At 61.7% G+C, this 20,316-nt stretch carries 19 protein-coding genes and 2 pseudogenes; 10 read left to right on the top strand and 11 right to left on the bottom strand.

All coding sequences use genetic code 11. The features are described from left to right. Positions 1–96: 96 nt before the first annotated feature. The 7 genes from S2M10_RS08535 (at position 97) to S2M10_RS08505 (ending at position 5,697) form a co-directional block, all read left to right on the top strand. The gene (locus tag S2M10_RS08535) at positions 97–531 is read left to right on the top strand and encodes a DUF4879 domain-containing protein (protein WP_113668019.1); all 435 of its coding nucleotides are present in this window, start codon (positions 97–99) and stop codon (positions 529–531) included. 122 nt (positions 532–653) lie between these two features. Beyond that, complete coding sequence (locus tag S2M10_RS08530) at positions 654–1,283, top strand: hypothetical protein (RefSeq protein ID WP_168845724.1); 630 nt, start codon at positions 654–656, stop codon at positions 1,281–1,283. A 479-nt stretch (positions 1,284–1,762) separates the two neighbouring features. Beyond that, the gene (locus S2M10_RS08525; RefSeq protein WP_113668017.1) at positions 1,763–2,203 is read left to right on the top strand and encodes a helix-turn-helix transcriptional regulator; all 441 of its coding nucleotides are present in this window, start codon (positions 1,763–1,765) and stop codon (positions 2,201–2,203) included. Beyond that, the gene (locus S2M10_RS08520) at positions 2,203–2,574 is read left to right on the top strand and encodes a hypothetical protein (RefSeq protein ID WP_279333633.1); all 372 of its coding nucleotides are present in this window, start codon (positions 2,203–2,205) and stop codon (positions 2,572–2,574) included. The genes S2M10_RS08525 and S2M10_RS08520 overlap by 1 nt, the downstream gene beginning before the upstream one ends. 24 nt (positions 2,575–2,598) lie before the next feature. Then, positions 2,599–3,072, top strand: a complete 474-nt coding sequence (locus tag S2M10_RS08515) for a hypothetical protein (RefSeq protein ID WP_113668016.1) — start codon at positions 2,599–2,601, stop codon at positions 3,070–3,072. Then, the gene (locus S2M10_RS08510; RefSeq protein WP_168845723.1) at positions 3,042–3,506 is read left to right on the top strand and encodes a MarR family transcriptional regulator; all 465 of its coding nucleotides are present in this window, start codon (positions 3,042–3,044) and stop codon (positions 3,504–3,506) included. Before S2M10_RS08515 ends, S2M10_RS08510 begins: the two co-directional genes overlap by 31 nt. A 25-nt stretch (positions 3,507–3,531) precedes the next feature. Next, positions 3,532–5,697, top strand: a complete 2,166-nt coding sequence (locus S2M10_RS08505; protein WP_211090948.1) for a hypothetical protein — start codon at positions 3,532–3,534, stop codon at positions 5,695–5,697. Between the two features lie 211 nt (positions 5,698–5,908). On the opposite strand, the gene S2M10_RS08500 is transcribed toward S2M10_RS08505, so the two are convergent. The 10 genes from S2M10_RS08500 to S2M10_RS08450 all read right to left on the bottom strand — a co-directional run bounded on the left by S2M10_RS08500 (position 5,909) and on the right by S2M10_RS08450 (position 16,137). Further along, entirely contained in the window at positions 5,909–7,270 is a 1,362-nt protein-coding gene (locus S2M10_RS08500) for a hypothetical protein (RefSeq protein ID WP_113668014.1), read from the bottom strand. Between the two features lie 66 nt (positions 7,271–7,336). Further along, the gene (locus tag S2M10_RS08495; RefSeq protein ID WP_113668034.1) at positions 7,337–7,843 is read right to left on the bottom strand and encodes a hypothetical protein; all 507 of its coding nucleotides are present in this window, start codon (positions 7,841–7,843) and stop codon (positions 7,337–7,339) included. A gap of 51 nt (positions 7,844–7,894) precedes the next feature. Further along, the gene (locus tag S2M10_RS08490; RefSeq protein WP_247650711.1) at positions 7,895–8,272 is read right to left on the bottom strand and encodes a hypothetical protein; all 378 of its coding nucleotides are present in this window, start codon (positions 8,270–8,272) and stop codon (positions 7,895–7,897) included. Between the two features lie 31 nt (positions 8,273–8,303). Next, positions 8,304–8,945, bottom strand: coding sequence for a hypothetical protein (locus tag S2M10_RS08485; RefSeq protein WP_113668013.1), 642 nt, complete (start codon positions 8,943–8,945; stop codon positions 8,304–8,306). Between the two features lie 444 nt (positions 8,946–9,389). Next, entirely contained in the window at positions 9,390–10,058 is a 669-nt protein-coding gene (locus S2M10_RS08475) for a methyl-accepting chemotaxis protein (RefSeq protein WP_113668012.1), read from the bottom strand. 302 nt (positions 10,059–10,360) lie between these two features. Next, complete coding sequence (glpX, locus tag S2M10_RS08470; protein WP_113668032.1) at positions 10,361–11,332, bottom strand: class II fructose-bisphosphatase; 972 nt, start codon at positions 11,330–11,332, stop codon at positions 10,361–10,363. Positions 11,333–11,505: 173 nt separating this feature from the next. Further along, positions 11,506–12,279, bottom strand: a complete 774-nt coding sequence (gene tpiA, locus S2M10_RS08465; RefSeq protein WP_113668011.1) for a triose-phosphate isomerase — start codon at positions 12,277–12,279, stop codon at positions 11,506–11,508. Next, a complete protein-coding gene (gene glpK, locus S2M10_RS08460; protein WP_113668010.1) occupies positions 12,276–13,775 on the bottom strand; it encodes a glycerol kinase GlpK in 1,500 nt (499 codons plus the stop codon). Before glpK ends, tpiA begins: the two co-directional genes overlap by 4 nt. 35 nt (positions 13,776–13,810) lie before the next feature. Beyond that, positions 13,811–14,599, bottom strand: coding sequence for an MIP/aquaporin family protein (locus S2M10_RS08455; protein ID WP_211090947.1), 789 nt, complete (start codon positions 14,597–14,599; stop codon positions 13,811–13,813). A 56-nt stretch (positions 14,600–14,655) separates the two neighbouring features. Beyond that, positions 14,656–16,137 (bottom strand): porin, encoded by a 1,482-nt coding sequence (locus S2M10_RS08450; protein ID WP_247650710.1) that lies wholly within the window; start codon positions 16,135–16,137, stop codon positions 14,656–14,658. Between the two features lie 298 nt (positions 16,138–16,435). On the opposite strand from S2M10_RS08450, the gene S2M10_RS08445 reads away from it, so the two are divergent. Then, positions 16,436–17,977 carry a glycerol-3-phosphate dehydrogenase gene (locus tag S2M10_RS08445; protein ID WP_113668008.1) on the top strand — a complete coding sequence of 514 codons (1,542 nt, stop codon included), beginning with the start codon at positions 16,436–16,438 and terminating at the stop codon, positions 17,975–17,977. A 29-nt stretch (positions 17,978–18,006) separates the two neighbouring features. Next, positions 18,007–18,807 carry a DeoR/GlpR family DNA-binding transcription regulator gene (locus tag S2M10_RS08440; protein ID WP_279333632.1) on the top strand — a complete coding sequence of 267 codons (801 nt, stop codon included), beginning with the start codon at positions 18,007–18,009 and terminating at the stop codon, positions 18,805–18,807. A 324-nt stretch (positions 18,808–19,131) separates the two neighbouring features. Here S2M10_RS08440 and S2M10_RS08435 read toward each other — a convergent pair. After that, positions 19,132–19,322: pseudogene (locus S2M10_RS08435) on the bottom strand (IS5/IS1182 family transposase); the annotation flags it as partial. 69 nt (positions 19,323–19,391) lie between these two features. On the opposite strand from S2M10_RS08435, the pseudogene S2M10_RS08430 reads away from it, so the two are divergent. Continuing rightward, a pseudogene (locus S2M10_RS08430) lies at positions 19,392–20,203 on the top strand (IS3 family transposase); the annotation flags it as partial. Positions 20,204–20,316: the final 113 nt, after the last annotated feature.

Genomic DNA, 20,316 nt, shown 5'->3' with positions numbered 1-20,316 from the left:
ATGAGCGCTGTTCCTGTATGATATGTGAACTAATACAACTATTCCGGGCACACGGGCGTTGGGATCACCCCGCCCGCACACTCGGGGGATTCCCACATGAAGAAAATGCTTCTCTTCGCCATGGCTGCGGCCGGTTTCACGTCGGCGACTGCGTCGTCGGCCCAAGCCCAGTCGGCTCAAATCGCAATTCGCGCTGTGTACGATGCCACAGGGGCCGGAGAATACACGGACGGAAAGACCTCGACGACGTATGCCTACACCAGCCCTCCCGTCCATGTCATCTATGACGAGTATTTCGTAGGCGGGCGCAACCGCATCTATCGGCTCGGCGGCCAACAGGTCTTCCTGAGTTCGACCAATACGAATCTCTGTGGCAGCGATTTCCACGTCTGTCGCTCCGGCGAGACTGTCACCGGCTTCCGCAATGACGTCAACCTCGGCCAGCTTGGCAACGGACGCACGTTCTACATTCAGGACACCAGCGCCTATTATCCGTACCCGACCGGTAGCGCTCAGATCGTCATTCGCTAACCCTTTCGCAGGCGACCTCTTACGGTCGCCTGCATCCTTCGTGGTTCGTTATCTTCTTAATCCGTTAACCGTAGCTCAGTAGTTCTGCTCCGAACGACGGATTGACCTATTGGGCTGACCTTATGAACATTTCGATCAACGGCTTTCCCAAAGCTCCCGCGGTAAGCCCTTTAAAGCCATCGTCATCTGGAGCCGCTTTTGCGAGCGCGCTGTCCGATGCGACTTCCTCGGTGAAGGCGCCGTCGGGGGATCGGGCCGAGATTTCCTCAGCCGCCGTCGCGCTGTCGGAACAGTCCTCTGACACCACCGCCGTTGTCGATGAGGCTTCCTGGACGCGTCTCATGCAAATGCCGGAGGGTGAAAGGAAAGCGGCGGTTGCCAAGCAAGCTGATGCAATCAGCAGAGCCCAAGGACTCCCATCTGGGAAATACGACTACGAGCACATGTCGCTCGGGCAGCTGTCCGTTGTCAGGGCGAATATGGTTCAAAACCTCGGTTACACGTCGGAGCAGCTCTCTGCGACGTGGAGCGTCAGTTTGCAGAAGGCAGACGGTGGAACGTCTTTCGGAAGCCCTGTTGACTGGACAACGCCCCGGAACGTGCTCAGCGAATTGAGCCGCGATCACAATCGGTTGGTAAGCACCAATGACTTTGCCAACGCGAAAATATTCGAGTCTGCTATCCTTGCGATAAAGAACACCTCCGTGGTCGACGCTCGGAACGAGGCATTCTTCAAAGATCCGAGCTACTGAATGGTGGATGGCGCGCTCGATCAGCGCGCATCGAGTTCGCGCATCGTCGACTAGATATCGCGCGCGAGCGCTGCCATCGGCCGTCAGCCTTCACCATCCGCGGGCTTCATTGAAGTCGAGAAGTTCTAGAGCGTTCGGTTGGCGGCGCTCGGTGGCAGCTTCTTGAGGCGACGGCGCTGCGATCTCGCAAGCCGTGAGCGAGCCTAGCGGCATGGGCCGACGGTCGGTCGCGCAATCCTACCGCAAGCCGATCTTCGCTGCCCCGTCGCAGCCTTATAACGATCCGGCGGTTGGTCGGCCGATGGAGAATGATGCGCTACGCGCGCGCCTGTTGGGCGATTTGGGCGCCAGTCGGCGTGAGGGCCGTGAGTCCGCTGGAATATTCGAATCGGGTGAATTGTCCCTCAAAATGATATCATCTGTCACGGGGTTTGTCGTAGACCATCCTGCAATCGATAGTAGCGCAGGGCATATAGGGCATGGTCATGCAACCCAAGGATCCGCTGCCGTTCGCGAATCTTACCGATCGCCACCGAGAGTTACTTCGGCTGGTTTACCAGCACCTCAAGACCGCACAAATCGCCCACCGGCTCAACCTCAGTCCTGGCCATGTTAATAACCAACTGACAGAGGCCAATAAAATCCTTGGCGTCGGCAGCAGGCGCGAAGCCGCAACGCTTCTCGCGATGCACGAAGCGGGGGTGCAAAAAGTTCACAGTGAACTTTTTGCACCTTCCATTGAGGCCGTTTGGCCGCTTCCGCTGCCCTTGCCGACCAGCAAGGCCCCGATGAATGCGCTGATCTGGAAACAGGTCGTTGCCTGGGGCGGCATCATCGCGATCGCCCTGCCGATCGCGGTGACAGTCGCCGCCATGGCCATCATCACGGTCACCCAGCTGCTCGGCATGAGAGCAACGTAGTGGCGCTCAGCGCCAAGGAGACCATGCCCGTGCACAATCTGCCGACCACCAGCCTTGCGGTTGCCGATGACCTCCGGCGTGCAGAACGGTCGATCAACACCGCCACCCGAGACATCGCGCAGTTCCTGCTATCGACGCTCGAAGCGGCGGATGCTCACGGGCTATCCGGAGCGATGTCCCACGGCACCGTCAAAGCGACCGTGGCGTCGCTCGCTGCCCAGGTGGACAGTCAGGCGCAGCTTGCGATGCGCGCCCATCAGTCGATCGAGCGTGTGGCGCGCAGCCTTGGCCTGGACGAATCGAGCTGGGGAGGGAGTGCGCCAAAGCCGTCGCCTGCGATGGCCTCGGTTGAGCTGGTCTGTGAGGCATGATCTCGATCAGGACGTGGACCGCGCATGACGCTTCTTTACGCCGCGATCTATAATGTGGTGCTCGCCGCGGTCTGCGTTTTCGCGCTGATCCGCGGCGGGAAACCAGAACGGATCGGAGCAACAATCAATCTGGCGGCATCGGCGCTCACCGGAACGTTGCAAGCAACACGGTTGATTTCAAGTTCGCCAACCGACGTTGTCATGTTGATGATCGACGCCTCGGTAGCAGCGATGTTCTTCTGGCTCGCCATTCGGACGACGCGATTCTGGCCGATCTGGGCGTTCGGGTTTGCCTTGGGGGACTTGATTCTGAGCGCCGCAGGCATTCTGATGCCGAAGATTGTCCTCTTCATCTATAATTCCGGATTGGTTCTCTACGCCTACCTTGCGCTTTTCGCTTTAGCGCTCGGGACCAATAGGCTCCCGCGGAACGCCGATCCGGTCACCAAGGACGGATTTCGCAGCACATGGCAAGCAACGCATCAGGGGATGAGCTGATCGACGTCGTCGTTCGCCTGCCCCGATCGACCATCGAGGCGTCGATCCGCGTCGCGGATCGAGACGCCGCCATCCATCAAGACGCACGGGTCATGCTCGCCAAGGCGCTATTGCTCTGCCGCCGCAGGAGGAGCGGTCTTTTTGCCGGTGTCCATTTTCATGATCCCGCCTGGGACATGATGCTGGAACTCTATGTTGGTGCTGCGGACGGAAGGCAGTTCCGGGTGTCGAAGCTACTCAACAAGGCGAATGGTTCGCAGGCAACAGCATTGAGATATTTCGAGAGTCTGGAAGATAAGGGCTTCGTCTGCCGGATCGATGACCCTGATGACGGTCGATCAAATCTGGCGTTGATGCAGCCTAGGTTGAAAGATGCGATGAACGAGTGGCTCCGTCTCCTACTTAGCGTTTCGTCACTCGACCACGCCCGATGACTCTGTCGAGTCCGGGGTAAATGATATGCGGTCGATTGCATCTGCTGGACTTTCTATAGCAATGATATGCTCGACACACGAAGCTGCATCCGCGCAGGCGGAACGGGTCCAGCCAAAGAACAAAGATATCGTTGTTATCGGCAGGCGGCCTAAGTCGCCGGTAGACGACATCAAGCCTGACGATACCGTTTCGGACACTGCAATAAAGAGCCTTGGGCTCGATTCGATTGGCGAGGTGATCGAGCGCCTCCGTCAGCGGTATGGGGCGGACTTTTCCGTCATCGTGAATGGTCGCCTGGTAGGCTCGCTTGATGCGGTGACCTCACTTCCTCCCGAGGCGTTGGCGAAGATCGACATTCTCCCACCCCTGGCTGCCGGGCGCTTCGGGCTGCGGGGCGGCCAGAGGGTGCTAAACCTTCAGCTAAGGCCGAAATTCCATACGATAACAGGCGATGGTCGCATCAGCGGCACCACAGAGGGCGGCGGAGACTCCGAGGCCGCAACGTCGCGCTACGCCGATATCAACGGCGACCGTCGCATGAACGCTGCCGTGACCTATCAACGATCCTCTCCACTCCGCGCCTCGGAGCGGGGGGTCAACGATAGCGAGGATCCCCTGCTGATACCCAGCTCCACGCTGGTCCCGAAGTCACAGAGCCTCGCGACGACAATCGGGCTTGCCGGCCCTCTTGGGGCCAGCAACTATGATCTGTCGTTGAGCGGTGATGCGTCCGACCAACGAGCATCTGATGTCGCGCTATTGGCATTTGGGGCGCCGTCCGGGCGATCTCTCACGCGTACGACCTCGCAGCGTAGCCTTCGGGCTACCATGACGATCAACGGCACTTTAGGGAGGCAATTCTGGTCGTTCACGGCGGGGACGGGGCTGAACTGGCTACGCGCGTCAAGCGGCGCGACGGTCGACGGGACTGGCAGTATCTGGCAGTTGTCTGTGAACCAGAGCCTCCGGGCAGGCTTGACGGGTGGTATATTCAAATTGCCCGCGGGTGAGGCAATCTTATCCTCAAGTCTTCAATTCACTGCGAATAACCTGCGCTCTACCCTGTATGGCGGAACCGAACAAAGGTCCGTGAGACAATCGAATGGCATTATTTCCACGGAAGACCTTCGATTGCCATTGACCAAGCGCACGAGCCGAATGGGCGAATTATCTTTCAATGTCGGTACGCAAACGACACATCAAACTCCATTCGGGAATGCCTTTTCCTATCACTACGGCGCGGAGTGGCGTCCAGTAAGCGCGATAACAATAACTGTCTCGCGGGATAACCAACCTGCCTTGCCACCGCTAAACTCCGTCTTCGCGCCGGTACAATATACCCCCGGTGTCCTATTCTATGACGATAGAAATAAGACGACACTCCCAATAACCCTCATTACGGGGGGCACCAATCTCAGGAAGTCACTTGAGGTGAGGGACGCATTACGAGTCAATGTGACCTATCACAAGGCTGTGCTTAGTGGTAGCTATAACGTTATTAGAGTTAATAACCCGGTCATTAATCTTCAGGATCCCACCGCATTGGTGGAGGCGATCCTTCCTGGTCGATTCGTGCGATCATCTGACGGAACCCTCCTGTCGTATGACAGCCGACCTATAATTGGTGTTAGAGAGTCACAGCGGCGCCTTTCATGGAATCTCAATATCAACGGCACCTTGATACCGACTCGGCAGGATAGATCCGACCCGTCGCGGTTGAGGGATGGAATTAGCTGGTTCGCGAGCATCAATCATGACTTCACGCTAAGCGATGACATCGAGATCAGCGGCAATCAACCGGTCGTAAACACTCTGTTGTCGCCGCTTAGCATCTCTAGTTCCGCGCCGGCGAGGCACCGTGTCACGTTCCAGGGATCGATAAACGGGCGGACATTTGGAGCGAATTTCAACGCGTCATGGAAGAGTGGCAGTCGAGAGGGGGGGCTGTCGACCGGCAGTTTCGCAGCGTCTTCCGTAATACCTCTATGGCTGCTTGGCGCAGATGCCTACTACAATATCAGTCAGAATACAGTGGATCCTGGTAACCCCGAGTCGTTCACGGTACGGCTCGCGATTACCAATATTCTCAACGCCAGACCTGTCGTGGAGGGTGCTAATCGGAAAACCTATGGCCTGATCTCTGATCCACTAGGAAGAACTATTACTCTCTCGCTTAGGAAGGCGTTTTAGGATTCGGTCTTATATTGAAGACGGCGGTATGAGCAAAGCCATTGGCTCCCGCCGGTCACTCGAGCTAACGCGCGACGCGACAATTCGCAAGGTTTGACTACCTTGTCGGCTTTTCGGCGGCGCGGCGATCAGGGCTGGCGATCGCGTCTCGCCTCCCGTTTTCCGCGCGAAAGCACGACCCGCCCGCGCCAACGCCCATGGTCGACGAGGGCTAGGCGACCAATCGGGTGGCGCCCGTGAAGCTGCGAAGGGCAAGTGCCATGTGCTGGCGCATCTTGGTCTTGTTGCCGATCACGATCTCGGGCTCGAGCGGGCGGCCATCGGCGGTCACGAACCCTGTGGCGGACACGCCGTCTGCGACCTCGATGACGATGCGGTGGCCGCTGCCACCGTTTGGCGTGCCGACCCGGGCAGTGAACTCTCCGAGCTTCCCGGAAAGCCCCTTGGCGAGCTTGCTCCAGCGGATGTGACCAGCGCCGCGGTTGTCGCCGGTGCCCCGGCCCCGATTTAGCCAGGTGCGGAAGTGAGTGCGTTGCTGCAGCGGCGTGTTGCGCGTCCGCTCCATGGTCCGGCAGAGCGGCAGCGCGGTCGCAATCGCGTCGACCATCCGGAGGTAGTCGCCCTGCGCGGTGACCAGGATGTCGTCGAACTCACGCCCTTCGATCCACTCCGAAAGCGACATCGCCAGCGTCGGGCTCGCGATCATGCGGTCAGCCCAGCCTGGCTCCCGCGCCAGCGCCGGAACGGCCGCATAGGCTCGACCGTCGACGAAGCCCCGGTCCGATGTGACCATGACGACGGTCATGTCAGCCGTTTCGGGGTCGGCCGCGAGCATCTCCATGGGCGATGGCGAGCGGTGGCGAGCGCGAGTGGCCCATCCCTGCGCTTCCGCCTCGCTCAGGATCAACAGTCGGCGGGACCACCGGCAAGGGCGTGCCTCATCGGTCGGCAGCGGCCAGCTGCTCGGGAGAGGGCGGGAGGTCGCGGTAGCGGGGGATGCTGTCGCCTGGTTGCTCGCGCGGGTGCTGGCGAGCAGCTGACGGCGCGCTACGTCGAATAGATCGCCGCGATCACCGCCACCGTCGGCAAAGCCACGATCATAGGCCTCCTTGCCCAACTCGACGCCATGGCGCGAAACGCAGTGCGGACGGGGATTGTAGCTCCAACCGGCATGAGCGGCGTACCAACCGCCAGCATAGCGGACCGCGTCGTCCCAGCCATAGCCGTGTCGATCGCGGCCCTGGAGGATCGCAAGGTCGCGGTCGCTGATCGTGCCGGCGTTCGCCTGAGTTTCGGTGAAGGCGAAGTTGCGGGCTTGGCGCTGCGCCTCGCCGTCGGCCGAAATGGCGTCGTGGACGGGACGCATTGCGACGACGCGCTCGCGCGTCCGGGTCATGCGCGCTTCGAGCGGGTGGTCGGGTGGCAGGTCGGGGAAGTCGCGCCACGCCTGCGCCAAAGCCTCGGCGTGGTCGCGTTTGCGGCCTCGGGCGATCCAGGTGGCTGGATCACCCGGCGCAAATGGAGCTGGCTCCCCGTGCTGGGTGAAGGCGGATTTGGTATAGGTGTTGGACATGGCATCGACCATCCCAGGAGTGGGCGGGGAGCGGCGGGCGCCAGCTGCTCTGCAGTTGGACGGAAATCAGGCGCCGATTTCGGCGATGCGGGCACGCGCGATCTCAGCGACTTCCGGAAAGGCGCGGCTGAGGTTGCCGTGAATCAGCTCGAAGTCGGGGAGCGGGAACCGGCCGTCGGGTCCGGGGCGACACGTCTGCAGCGCGCCGATCACCAGTTCGACAGGGTCGGTACGCGGGATGATCGTCGACGTGCCGGCATAAGTCACCGGTGGCGTGAAGCCCGCTTCCAGCCAGGTGCCGAGCCCGGGTTCGACTTGATCGGCATAGGCCTGGGCGTCGGGACCGGCATCGTCCGCGACGTGGAGCGCGAGCGTGCGATAGGTGCCGAAGTCGTGTTCGTTCGCCAGTTCGGCCAACCGGCAGCCGGCGGGCGGCGCGCCGAAGCGGGCGATGATGGCGAGGCGATAGGCCTCGACCTCGAAACGGTTCACTGCGGCGAAATCGCTCGTCTGGCCGAGCTGAGCGCATTCGGCTTCAGCGGGCGCACCGCCAAGATCGAGGATGGTGGGCATGAGGATCTCCATCGATCCGGAATGGATCGATTCCCTTCGCCCACTCCGCTCCTAGTCCCGGTTGCCCTCGATCCATCGCTTGGCCCTCGCCTGGGCGATGCCGTCGGCAGTGCCGCTTGCCTTCAGCCGATCGAGTTCGAGGGTTCGCGCGAGGTCCTCGGGAAGGTCGGCGTAGGCGCGCACCAGATCGATCGCCGCGGCAGGCGTCGCCAGTTCGCCGGGCGACGTGCCTCGCCAAATGAAGCTCATCTCCTCGCCCTCCTCTTCCGGGTCGGGGCGGAAGGCCTGAGCGAAGAAGCTGTTCAAGGGGCGGTCCCAACCGAGCGCGACGGATGTGGCGCCGTCGCGGCCCGGGAAAACATGTCGGCTCATCTTTGTCTCCGGAGGGTCGGTGGAAGGATGATCGACCAGGCCGCCTGTGACCAGCATGGAAGGGAGTCGCATGCGACAGGGTCCGGCGTCACGCGGGTAGCAGGCAGAGCTGGGGCCGCGGCGCCCGGCGGGACGTCGCGGCCTCGGCCTGAAGTCGGTTGGCGAAGCGGTCCGCGTCCAGGAGGGCGCGTATGCCGGCGTAACGGGGCGGTTGTTCGATCCCGCTTCGGATCGCGCGATAGGCGACTTCCCGGCCCTCATGGATGCCCCCGACCCGCACCGTCACCGACAGCGTGGCGGTGACCAAGGTGATGGCGCCCGATTGCGAGCGATCGCCTTCCCAGGAAGTGATCAAGTGTTCGTCGCGGCCGAGCTGCAGCGCGGCGGCAAGCCGGCGCAGTGTCCGTCGGCCGTCCTTGTGGAAGCGGTCTTTCGCGGCCGCGTCATAAGCCACCCCGCCGATCGCAAGAGCCAGCAGCGCCGGGAAGCGCTCGATGTCGGCCAGTCGGCGCCGACACGCCGCCTGCAGCGTTGGCTGGCTCGCCTGGTTGCTGGAAACGACGGCAAGATGGCGGGCGAGGAGGACCACGGCCGGATCGGTGTCGGGATCGACGCCCGCATTCCGGCAGTCGCTGATCCCCTGCTCGATCGCGTGAAGCGTGGTGCGGATCGTGGTGAGCGCGCTCGGATCAAGCGCCTGCTGGTGGCGATGGACGGTGTCGAAGTTCATCGGGAGCTCCCGGTCCTGGCAAGCGCATCGGCGCGCTCGCTCGCCCACTCCCCCTCTCCTCCGCAGCACCGGGCACGCCTGGAAAGATGTTGCCTAAATCCGGAAAGAAGTTGCCAGCGGCATGTGAGGGAAGGTCGCGATCGTTCGCTCGGGCGCTTCAGCAGATGTTTGTCGATCGAACGATGACTATCTCCGGTCGCGGCAGCGATCTCCTTCGAAGTCCGGTTCTGAAGCGCCATGCGCAGGTAGCATTTCTGCCGCTCACTCAGCAGCGCCACGCGCTGATAAACGGCTGGGTCGAAGTGCGGGAAACTGGGAAGGCAGGCCCTTGGACTCGGATCGGGTCCGTTCTCTAACATATGGCCGATTTGATGGTCATCGCGCCTGCTGTCCGCGCGGCGTATTTGCTCCACGCGAGACGCGCGTTGCGCTCACACCAAGCTCTCATTCGACGACTTTGTGTCGGGCAAGCATGTCGGTGGCACGCTGCGTCGCCTTGCGTGTATCATCGGACAGCTTCTTGACCTCGGACGCGACTACAGCGAACCCTCGTCCGGCGTCGCCGGCCCGTGCTGCCTCGATCGTCGCATTCAGCGAGAGCAACTGAGTTTGGCCGGCGATGCCGGTAATAGCCGAAACTATCCCACTGAGCTCATCCATGGTTGCCTGCATGGCACCTTGATTGGCTTGCAGCGCTCGCTCCATTTCGACCTGCCGATTAACGTCCGTCGCGACCTTCAAGAATCGCCGGATCTTTCCGTGTTCATCGAAGATCGGATTATAGCTGGCCTGTAGCCATATTTTTGAGCCGTCTGCACGCCGCCGTGCGAATTCACCCTGCTCGAATTCGCCTTGACGCAGAATGTCCCAGAAGAGCGCATATTCCCCGGAGGCGGCGTAATCCGGGTCACAAAGAACCCGGTGGTGGCGGCCAAGCAATTCGTCAAGGTCGTAACCCATAAGCGCGAGGAACGGATCGTTAGCCCATCTGATGATGCCATCGATATCGAACTCGATTACCGCCTGCGATCGGCACACCGCGTCCCAAGCCGCCCGGCAATAGGCATCGCTCGGAAGGTGACCAACAGGCCGTGGCGTACTCGTGGCGGACATCCTCGGTAATTACCTTTTTTGAGTGAGCATCCATTCCGGTGACATGAATCAATAAGCACGCTCGGAAGTTGTATCCGCATCCACGCAGTATTTTTACAAGGCTTCGTGCCGCGGGCGCGCGAATAGCGCTAGCAGCCGCGTAACCTCACCACATACCGGTTGACCAAAACGATCACCATCATCAGGCGGTACCGATGATACTGAATTCCAACGACATCACCGGGCGCTCCGGGACGTAACTAGCAGGCGACCGATAGCGGTAACCGCGTCCACACTGATGTCGCCCTCCTTTGTGCGTGTCTTTAGCGTCGATGCTCGCCCTTGACCCAGCGGATCGTGCCCGAGCTTGCGCGCATCACCACGCTCTCGGTAGTGAGCACACCGCCGCGGCGGCGGACTCCTTGAAGCAGCGAGCCATCGGTGACGCCAGTTGCCGCGAACACGGCGTCCCCCTTTACCAGATCGTTGAGCGTGTAGATGCGGTCCAGATCGGTAACGCCCCATTTCGCCGCACGCTCGCGCTCGGCATCAGTGCGGAACACCAGCCGCCCCTGGAACTGCCCGCCCACGCAGGCGAGCGCCGCCGCGGCGAGCACGCCCTCGGGGGCGCCGCCCTGGCCCATATACATGTCCACTGTGCTATCGGGATTGGTGACCGAGATCACGCCCGCCACGTCGCCGTCGGGGATCAGATGCACCGCGCAGCCGATCGCGCGCAGCTCGGCAATCAGCGCATCGTGGCGCGGCCGGTCGAGCACCAGCACCCGTACCTCGGTGGGATCGACACCCTTGGCCTCGGCAAGCGCGCGGACATTCTCGGCGGGGCTTCGCCCCAGCGAGACCAGCCCCTCGGCATAGCCCGGCCCGATCGCCAGCTTGTCCATATAGACGTCGGGCGCGTTGAGCAGGCCGCCCGACTCTGCGATTGCGAGCACGGCGAGGCTGTTCGGTCCGGCGGTGGCACAAATGGTCGTACCCTCGAGCGGATCGAGCGCGATGTCGATGCTGGGCCCGATGCCCTTGCCGACCTTCTCGCCGATATACAGCATGGGCGCCTCGTCGCGTTCGCCTTCGCCGATCACCACTGTGCCGTCGAAGTCCAAGGCGTTGAACGCGTTGCGCATCGCGTCCACCGCGGCGGCGTCGGCGGCCTTTTCCTGCCCGCGGCCGGTGAGCTTGGAGGCAGCGATGGCGGCTCGCTCGGTGACGCGCACCATCTCCAAAACGAGCACCCGATCGAGCGTTTGGCTGGAGGCAATGTTATTGTTCGTCATCATGCAATCCAACCTATTAAATGACCAGGTTATGAAAGTTTAGCGATTTTTGCGATGCCATTTCCTAGGCAAACGACCACAGTCGGAAGTTGGTCACAGGTGCTCGCCAGATTTGATATATTCTTGCCGAACCTTAAGATTCGAACAGCATTCCGCAAACTCAGTAGATGCTCTCATTGGCGCACCGATTGCGACTCTCGAATTTTTGATGGTCGAGAAACTTGCCTTACATTTTTGACCAATATCGAGAACAGGTCGGGCTTCAGGCTGGCGCCGCCGACAAGGACGCCGTCAATCTCTGGCATCGCAACGAGTTCGCCAACATTTGCCGGCGTCACCGACCCGCCGTACAATATGGGGACGCCGGATCCTGCTGCGATGCCATAGGCCTGCTTAAGGACGCCGCGAAGCTTCGCGTGAACCTGCGCAACGTGAGAGGTCGGCGGTACTCGGCCGGTCCCGATCGCCCAAACAGGCTCATAGGCGACGATAAGCTGTGCGGCGTGCGTGGCGTCCGGCAAGGACGCGCGCAGCTGGTCGGAGACCAGCTTGGCGGCATTTGCGGTATCGTCCATTTCACCCACGCAAATCAGCGGACGAAGCCCCGCTTCTGCCGCGGCAGCTGCCTTGCGAGCGATCTCTGCGTTGGTTTCGCCTAGCGCACGCCGCTCGGAGTGTCCGAGGATCACCAAGCCTGCGCCTGCCTCGGCCAGCAGCGTTGCAGACACCGCTCCGGTGTAAGCACCGCTACGTTCTGTATGACAATCCTGCCCGCCAATCTTGATCCCAGACTGGGTGGCCTTAGCCGCCGCGATGAGCGTGTACGGCGGGCAGATGACCACCTCCACCTGATCCGCAGCAACTGCAGCGAAGGAAGGGAGGCTGTCGATCAACGCTTTGCTGCCGTTCATCTTCCAGTTCGCGACGACGATCGGAAGCGAGGTCATGCCGCTGGATCCGACAATGTTTTCATGAGCGCACTATGCCAGCCGCTAGCGAGCCGTTCGCGAGCGTCTGCCGCCATACGAGGCTCGAAGCAGCGACTGCGCGCCCAGGTCGATGCCAGCGCTTCCAAGCTGGGCCAAACGCCGGTCGCCAGCCCGGCGTGGAAGGCGGCCCCCAGGGCCGTCGTTTCCAGGTGCGTTGGTCGCTCGACCGGCACCTCCAGCATGTCGGCAAGGAACTGGCACAGCCAATCATTGGCCGCCATGCCACCGTCCACGCGGATCGTCGCAGGTGGGGCACCACCGTCGGCGATCATCGCGTCGGCGAGGTCCATCGTCTGGTAGCCCACCGCCTCGAGCGCCGCGCGCGCAAGATGCGCCTGGGTCGACCCAAGGGTCAGCCCAAAGATCGCCCCGCGCGCATCGGGATCCCAGTGCGGCGCACCAAGCCCGACGAAGCCCGGCACCATATAGACGCCGTGACTGTCGGGCACCTGTGTCGCCATGTCGTTGGTTTCGCTGGCGTGGGTGATGACGCCAATACCGTCGCGAAGCCACTTCACCGCCGCCCCGGCGATGAAAATGGATCCTTCCAGCGCGTAGGTCATCTTACCGTCGAGACGATAGGCCGGCGTGGTCAGCAGGCGATGGTTGGACGAGAGGGCCTTATCGCCGGTGTTGAGCAGCATGAAGCAGCCCGTGCCATAAGTGGATTTGATCATGCCCGGTGCGAAGCATGCTTGCCCGAACAGGGCGGCCTGTTGATCGCCAGCGATGCCGGCGATAGGAATGTTCGCGTCGAACAGGCCATCGGCCGTGTGCCCGAAGATGTAGCTGTTGTCGTGCACCTCCGGGAGCAGCGACATCGGCACGTCAAACAGCGCGCACAATTCCTTGTCCCAACACTGCGCATGGATGTCGTAGAGCATCGTACGGCTGGCGTTGGTGACGTCGGTCGCGTGCACCTGACCGGCGGTGAGCCGCCACAACAGGAAGCTGTCGATCGTGCCGAACGCAAGTTCGCCGCGCTCGGCGCGAGCCCTGACGCCTTCGACATGGTCGAGGATCCAGGTCAATTTGGTCGCCGAGAAATACGGATCGAGCAGCAGGCCGGTACGCTGGCGCACCATCTCCTCATGTCCATCGCGCTTCAGCACCATGCACAGGTCGGCCGTGCGGCGGTCCTGCCAGACGATCGCCCGGTGGACGGCTTCGCCAGTGGCCCGATCCCAGACTACCACGGTTTCGCGCTGATTGGTGATGCCGATACCGGCGATTCCGACCGCGCCAACGCCGCTCTGTGCGATGGCGTCCCGGGCGGTGGTCAGCACGTCCTGCCATATGTCCTCGGGATCATGTTCGACCCAGCCGGGTTGCGGGTAATGTTGGGGAAATTCTCGCTGTGCAGTCGCGACAGGGCGCGTTTCCGCATCGAACACGATGGAACGGGTCGAGGTGGTGCCCTGATCGATCGCCAGGATGTGCCGGGGTGCTGACATGCGTCTCTCCTTCGATATGTAGGTTCAGCCTGGCCTTAGGCGGAGCGGGGCGGTAGGTAAGGCTTCACGAGGTATTGGTAGACTGCCGCGCCGGCGATTCCGCCGACCAGCGGGCCGGCGATCGGAACCCACCAGTAATTGTCCGGACCAGGCAGGGCCGACTGCCCCCATCCCATGATCCAACAGTAGAGCCGCGGTCCGAAATCGCGCGCGGGATTGAGCGGCCACCCTTCGAGGTTGCCCGCGGCGGCACCGATACAGGCGACAAGCAGGCCAATGATCAGCGCGCTGGCATTGGCCATGGGTGCCGAGGTGTTGAATTCGTCCGTGATCGCGAAGATGCCGAGCAACAGGATGCCAGTCAGGATCACCTCGTCCCAGAATGCGTGGAGAGGCGAAATGTGGAGCCCTGGCGCGGTGAAGAAGACGCCGGCTGCGCCGCCGGTACCACGGGTGAGCGCATGCGCAGCGTTGAACGCATCGATGACGGGGCCGAACATCTGGTGAACCAGCGCGGCGCCGATCATCGCGCCAGCGATCTGCGCGACGATGTAAGGAACTGCCTTGTGGGCAGGAAAGTCTCTGAACAACGTCAGCGCCAGTGTGACAGCCGGGTTGGCGTGCGTTCCGGAAACCGCACCGGTGACATAGATCGCGATAGTGACGGCGAGGCCCCAAGCGATGCAGATGCCCCAATAAGCGGTGGCATAGGGACTGGGGTCGTACAGGATCAGCATTGCCGCGGCAGAATCACCAAGTGTGATGATGATCGCGACAGCGAGCAGTTCTGAGATCAATTCGCCCTTGAGCGTACCTTTCACCATGACGTTTATCCCCTCCCAGGGTGGAGCCTCGCGGCTCTTGATTGTTGGTATGTTGGTTAAAAGGCGAGGATCGCTCCCGCGATCACCGCATCAGATACCGCGCGATTGCCATTCTGCGCGGTCGAGCGGGTTTCGACATACTCGCCAGACAAGGTGACCCAATCGGTCAGGCTATATCGGGCGCCTCCGTACCAGCTGGTGTTCGAGTGAACGGTGGCAGACACCGGTTCGCCTTCTGCGCGATCAAGCCAGCTGCCGCCGTAGCTTGCGCCGAGTAGCACGCGACCGACGCGGTAGGTCGGCTGCACGTAGAAGCCGTGGCTATCGCGGCTACGCAGGTTGGAACCGAGCGGCGCATTGAACAGGCCTGCGATGCCGAGTGCCGTCCCGGTATAGTAGTAGCCGGTCAGCGCGAAACCGTCGTAACCAAGCTTCGCACCGGCATCGATGCCCCGCCCAGTATATGAGCGCCCGCCGGAGCGGAGCGTTGCATCATGGTGCTGGATGATGCCCGACGACCACAGCGTCGCCGAGAAGCGCCCCGTAGTGATCCCGTACGCCACTCGGCCCTGAAAACCGGGTGTGCCGTTAACCTCCTGCTGGCCCACGGTGACGAGCGGCTGGAACACCCCGACCGACGCCTTTAATCCGCCAAGGTTCGGCGTCGAATAGGTGATCTGCGGCATGAAGTCGGCGTAGATATACCCCACGCCGATACGACCGAGCGTCGAGTTGGTCGGCGCTGGATTGGCGGGTGGGGTGCCCATACCGAGCTGCGAGAAGTCGTTGCCGCCCGCGTCCTGACCGAACAGGCCGATGTCGCGCCCGACCTTGATCTCACCGAAGCCTGGGCGCGAGAGGGTCAAATATACCTGCCGAACGTCCAGACCGCCGACGTTGAATGCTTGCGGCACGCCGACGAGGTTCGGCTGACCCGCAACGCTATTGATGCCAGGGTAAAAGCCGAAGTGCGCACCCACGTCCCAGCCGCGCTGCTGGGTGGCAAGTTCGATCTTCAGGTAGCCCGGAACGAAGCCAGAGCGGATGGCGCTGCTGCTCTGCCCGACGGTTGCGAAGCCACCATCGACGCGATGCTGGGGCGTGTCTGGCGAACCGGACACGTGCGCGTAGAATCCGTTGACGGACGCGTGGATGATCGCCGTGACGGGGCCGGCATCTAGCCGTAGGCCGTCAGCAGGTGTCGCGGCCGCCACCCGTCCTCCGCCCTTCGCAACTGTGGCCTGCGGCTGAGCAGGCTCGACCCCGTCGGCAGGGCTACCAGCTTCTTGCGCTGTAACGACAGCGGCAGGTGCGTGAGTAGTGGAAGTGACGCCGCTCGAAGCGGAGGTTGCCGAATGCGGCGATAGGCGGGTGAGCATCGTCCGATATTCGGCGTCAGACAAGATCCCCTTGTCATGCAGACTGCCGATCAGGAGCGCTACGGCATCATCCTTGGGCTGCCGCTCCGCATTTCCACTTGCGGTTTGCGCCGCAGCAGGAGCGGCGGCGAGGAGCGTCGAGCACCATAATGCCGCCATGCTCCGCCTGAACCTTTCATTCCTCAACATCACCCCTCCTTGTCGCGTTTCTCTTCGGCCGCTGTCGCGGCTCGATGTTCGTTATCGGTTCGTCCGAACTCGGGGGTGAACTTGTAAGGCCTACGCAATCCCACCCCTACGGAGCAGATTTACGCCATCCACGTCCGAGTCGGCGCCGTACGTGCTGTATGGATCAACTTTCGGTCGAACGTCAACGGTTTCACTTGAAAGTTCGCTTTCGTAAAGCCATTGAAAGGCTCGAGCTCGCGAAAGCGCGGAATTCGGTGGAGAGGGACCGGTGAAAAAGCAGTCAGCAGCCACGGGGACGCGGCACCCGTCATCAGAATTCGACGTGCTGGTCGTCGGCGGTGGGATCAATGGCGTTGGCATCGCGCGTGACGCTGTGGGGCGAGGGCTGACGGTCGGACTCGTCGAAAAGGACGATCTTGCCAGTCACACGTCGTCGGCGTCGACCAAGCTGATCCACGGCGGCCTACGCTACCTCGAGTATTACGAATTCCGTTTAGTTCGCGAGGCGCTGATCGAGCGCGAGCGCCTGTGGGCGATGGCTCCCCATATCATATGGCCCTTGCGCTTCGTGCTTCCGCAGGCACATTCGCCACGCCCCGCCTGGGTGGTTCGCCTCGGTCTCTTCCTATACGATCACCTAGGCGGTCGAAAGAAACTGCCCGCGACCGACACCATCTCGCTTGATCGCCATCGCTTCGGCAAAGGCCTGAGGCCCGGCGATCCACGCGCTTTCGTCTATTCTGACTGCTGGGTGGAAGACAGCCGACTTGTTGCGCTCAACGCGCGCGATGCCGCTGATCGCGGAGCCGTGGTGATGACGCGAACCCGCCTCGTCGCGGCGCGGCGCAACGGTGATCACTGGCTGGGGACCATTGCTGATGCGGCCGGGGAGCGCCAAGTGAGGGCTCGTGCCATCGTCAATGCGGCAGGTCCTTGGGTGGCCGACGTGTTGGGCGAAGTTCCAGATGCTCGCCGTGATCGCGGCGTTCGGCTCATCAAGGGCAGCCACATCGTCGTGCCGCGGCTGTACGAGGGTGAACATGCCTTCATGCTGCAGAATGCAGATAAGCGGATCGTCTTCGCCATCCCCTATGAGGGTCGATTCACGCTCGTCGGCACGACAGATGAGGCATGGCAGGGTGCGCCCGGCCGCGCGACAATCGACCAGACCGAGGTCGATTACCTGCTGGCTACGATCGGACAATATTTCGAGCGACCGGTCGGGCAGGCGGACATCGTCTGGACCTATTCGGGAATACGCCCGCTCTACGACGATCACGCCGCCAACGCCTCTGCAGTCACGCGCGACTATGTGCTCGATCTGGACGGCGGCGACGGACGGCCGCCGATGCTCAGCGTTTTCGGCGGCAAGATAACAACCTATCGCAAGCTGGCCGAACATGCGCTGGAGAAACTGGCGCCCTTTTTCCCAACTGCGAGTGGCTCGTGGACGGCCGGGGCGGTTCTGCCGGGCGGCGACATGCCCGATGCAGATTTTGATCGGTTCGTCGCCGCATTAAGGAAGCGCTATCCCGGGATGCCCGCCTCGCTTCTTCGCCGGCTGGCGCGTGCATACGGTACCTGTGCCACCGGGCTGCTTGGCAACGCCCGAGGCCCGGCTGACCTGGGCGAAGATTTCGGTGGCGGGCTATTCGCTCGTGAGGTCGACTATCTATTCGAGCGAGAGTGGGCCCGAGAAGCCGAGGATGTGCTGTTCCGACGCACGAAGCTCGGGTTGCACGTTCCACCCGATGCCGCGCCAAAAGTGGCGGCTTACCTAGCCAACCGGTTGGAGGTAGAGACTAGCTAGGTCGCAATGGCGGTGGAAGGTAGGACGGAGTGGTCAACGAGGGGGGCGAGACGGCCGAACGTGGCGCCATCGCTGAGCGGCACCGTCACATCGTCGAATTGGCCCGCGGTGCGGGCAAGGTACAGGTCGAAGATCTCGCTGATCGCCTCGGGGTGACGCCGCAAACCATTCGCAAGGATTTGAAGGTTCTGGCTGGCAAATCGATCCTCTCGCGAGTGCATGGGGGCGCTATCGTTACTTCGGGCGTCGACAACCTGGACTACGGTACGCGGCGGACTGTCGCTGCCCCTGAAAAGGCAGCGATCGGTGCCGCAGCGGCGGCACTTATACCGGACGGCGCGTCTATGTTCATCAATATCGGGACTACAACCGAGGCGGTGGCTGCGCAGCTCAAGGGTCACAGCGACCTCATGATCGTTTCGAACAACCTGAATGTCATCGATATCCTGAGCGATCACCCAAGCGCTGAGGTAATCGTTGCTGGCGGTCAAGTAAGAGCGAGCGATCGCGCTGTGGTAGGCGCGCTTGCTATGCAGTTTATCCAGTCCTTCAAGGTCGACTACGCCCTTATAGGAGCATCTGCAATCGACCCAGATGGAAGCCTGTACGACTTTTCGATCGATGAGGTCCAGGTCGCGAGAACTATTCTTGATCATGCCCGCAAGGTGATACTGGTTTCGGACTCTTCGAAAATCGGCCGGGCAGCTCCCGTGCGTATCGGACATGTCAGCCAGATAAATTATCTGGTGATGGACGCTATTGCCGATATGTCGCTGCGCCAAGTGTGCATGCAGCACAACGTTAATTTAATCGAAGTAGGGGGTAAATAAGCCGACGATTCACCCTCTAAAAACGAGCAATGCGGCGATAGAGCACATCCGTACGATCAACGAGGCAATCTGCAATTCTATGAGCAATATGAAGCAAAATCTTGTGGTCGATTGTCGATTTTGCACTTGCACAATAATTTGCTGCGCTGCAAAAGGATCATGCCTTTCAGGCACCCTCTCCTAATCACCTGGGGCCAACCAATCGGTTGGCTCCCTTTTCATGTTCAGTTGATAATCGATTCGATGATGGCGTAGTGGACGTCGATCATCTAATGATATTCTTGAATGTCGGCCCGCTCGCATGATTTAGAAGGATGCGTCGTTTGCTCCGGTGATGGCATGGAGCTTGGCGTTCATGCCGACCTTGTTGCGCCCGATCAGGCGGTCGCGATCCCCTCTTTAACCCGGAGGCTCGATGCCGTGCGGTGCGCCTCCACGTACGTCGCGTCTATCATGACGGCCTTCGGCTCTGCATCGCCCACAGCCGGCCCCTCCATCATGCGCGTGAGCACGCCTGGCTCGTGACGTGCTCCCCTGAAACTCCGCCAGTCTGAGCTAGAGTCCGCCTTCGTGAGGAGACGGACGTGAAGAAGACCAGGTTCAGCGAGGAGCAGATCATCGCGGTGCTGCGTGAGCAGGAGGGCGGGATGAAGACCGCCGACGTGTGCCGGAAGCACGGTATCAGCAGCGCGACGCTCTACGCGTGGAAGGCAAAGTACGGCGGCCTGGACGTGTCGCAGGCGCGCAAGCTGAAGGTGTTGGAGGAAGAGAACGCCCGGCTGAAGCGGCTGCTGGCGGACGCGATGCTCGACAACGTCGTGCTCAAGGAGGCGGCAGCAAAAAACTGGTAGGGCCTGCCGTTCAGCGGAAGGCTGTCGAGCATGCTCGGCAGCTGTTCGGCATCAGCGAGCGTCGGGCCTGTACCATCTTCGGCGTGGATGGGACGTCGATGCGCTATGCGCATCGGCGATCTGATGATGGCGACCTGCGGTCGCGGCTGCGGGAGATCGCGGCCGAGCGTCGCCGCTTCGGGTACCGGCGGCTGGGGATCATGCTGGCTCGCGAGGGGCTGGTCATGAACCACAAGAAGCTGCTGCGGCTGTACCGCGAGGAAAACCTGCGCGTCAGGCGCCGACGTGGCCGCAAGCGAGCGATGGGCACGCGGGCGCCCATGACGCTGCCCCAGGGACCGAACCAGCGCTGGAGCCTCGACTTCGTCAGCGACACGCTGATCAGCGGCCGGCGCATCCGCGTCCTGGCGGTGGTCGACGACTTCACGCGCGAGTGCCTCGCGCTGGTGGTCGACACCTCGCTGTCAGGCGCGCGGGTCGCCCGTGAGCTCGACGCCATCATCGCGGTCAGAGGCGTGCCGCCGCTGATGATCGTCAGCGACAACGTCCTGGGTCACGAAGGAAAGCGAGATTTGGTCAACAGATCTCTATGCGCCGGCATTGAGCGGCGAGGCATGCATTCTGAGCCAGATGGCTTCCACCGTCAACGGGATCGCTC

The sequence above is a fragment of the Sphingomonas sp. S2M10 genome, from assembly GCF_012650175.1.
In the GTDB taxonomy this organism is placed as follows: domain Bacteria; phylum Pseudomonadota; class Alphaproteobacteria; order Sphingomonadales; family Sphingomonadaceae; genus Sphingomonas.
Note: the sequence above shows the minus strand (reverse complement) of the source record. Positions and strands in the feature narration are given on the sequence as shown.

What these genes read in the sequence shown, in the direction of transcription:
- S2M10_RS08530 (WP_168845724.1), top strand. Translation starts at nt 654, where the DNA reads ATGAACATTTCGATCAACGGCTTTCCCAAAGCTCCCGCGGTAAGCCCT.
- S2M10_RS08510 (WP_168845723.1), top strand. Translation starts at nt 3,042, where the DNA reads ATGGCAAGCAACGCATCAGGGGATGAGCTGATCGACGTCGTCGTTCGC.
- glpX (WP_113668032.1), bottom strand. Translation starts at nt 11,332, where the DNA reads ATGACGAACAATAACATTGCCTCCAGCCAAACGCTCGATCGGGTGCTC.
- tpiA (WP_113668011.1), bottom strand. Translation starts at nt 12,279, where the DNA reads ATGACCTCGCTTCCGATCGTCGTCGCGAACTGGAAGATGAACGGCAGC.
- S2M10_RS08455 (WP_211090947.1), bottom strand. Translation starts at nt 14,599, where the DNA reads ATGGTGAAAGGTACGCTCAAGGGCGAATTGATCTCAGAACTGCTCGCT.
- glpK (WP_113668010.1), bottom strand. Translation starts at nt 13,775, where the DNA reads ATGTCAGCACCCCGGCACATCCTGGCGATCGATCAGGGCACCACCTCG.
- S2M10_RS08450 (WP_247650710.1), bottom strand. Translation starts at nt 16,137, where the DNA reads ATGGCGGCATTATGGTGCTCGACGCTCCTCGCCGCCGCTCCTGCTGCG.
- S2M10_RS08535 (WP_113668019.1), top strand. Translation starts at nt 97, where the DNA reads ATGAAGAAAATGCTTCTCTTCGCCATGGCTGCGGCCGGTTTCACGTCG.
- S2M10_RS08505 (WP_211090948.1), top strand. Translation starts at nt 3,532, where the DNA reads ATGCGGTCGATTGCATCTGCTGGACTTTCTATAGCAATGATATGCTCG.
- S2M10_RS08485 (WP_113668013.1), bottom strand. Translation starts at nt 8,945, where the DNA reads ATGAACTTCGACACCGTCCATCGCCACCAGCAGGCGCTTGATCCGAGC.
- S2M10_RS08490 (WP_247650711.1), bottom strand. Translation starts at nt 8,272, where the DNA reads ATGCTGGTCACAGGCGGCCTGGTCGATCATCCTTCCACCGACCCTCCG.
- S2M10_RS08475 (WP_113668012.1), bottom strand. Translation starts at nt 10,058, where the DNA reads ATGTCCGCCACGAGTACGCCACGGCCTGTTGGTCACCTTCCGAGCGAT.
- S2M10_RS08500 (WP_113668014.1), bottom strand. Translation starts at nt 7,270, where the DNA reads ATGTCCAACACCTATACCAAATCCGCCTTCACCCAGCACGGGGAGCCA.
- S2M10_RS08495 (WP_113668034.1), bottom strand. Translation starts at nt 7,843, where the DNA reads ATGCCCACCATCCTCGATCTTGGCGGTGCGCCCGCTGAAGCCGAATGC.
- S2M10_RS08515 (WP_113668016.1), top strand. Translation starts at nt 2,599, where the DNA reads ATGACGCTTCTTTACGCCGCGATCTATAATGTGGTGCTCGCCGCGGTC.
- S2M10_RS08525 (WP_113668017.1), top strand. Translation starts at nt 1,763, where the DNA reads ATGGTCATGCAACCCAAGGATCCGCTGCCGTTCGCGAATCTTACCGAT.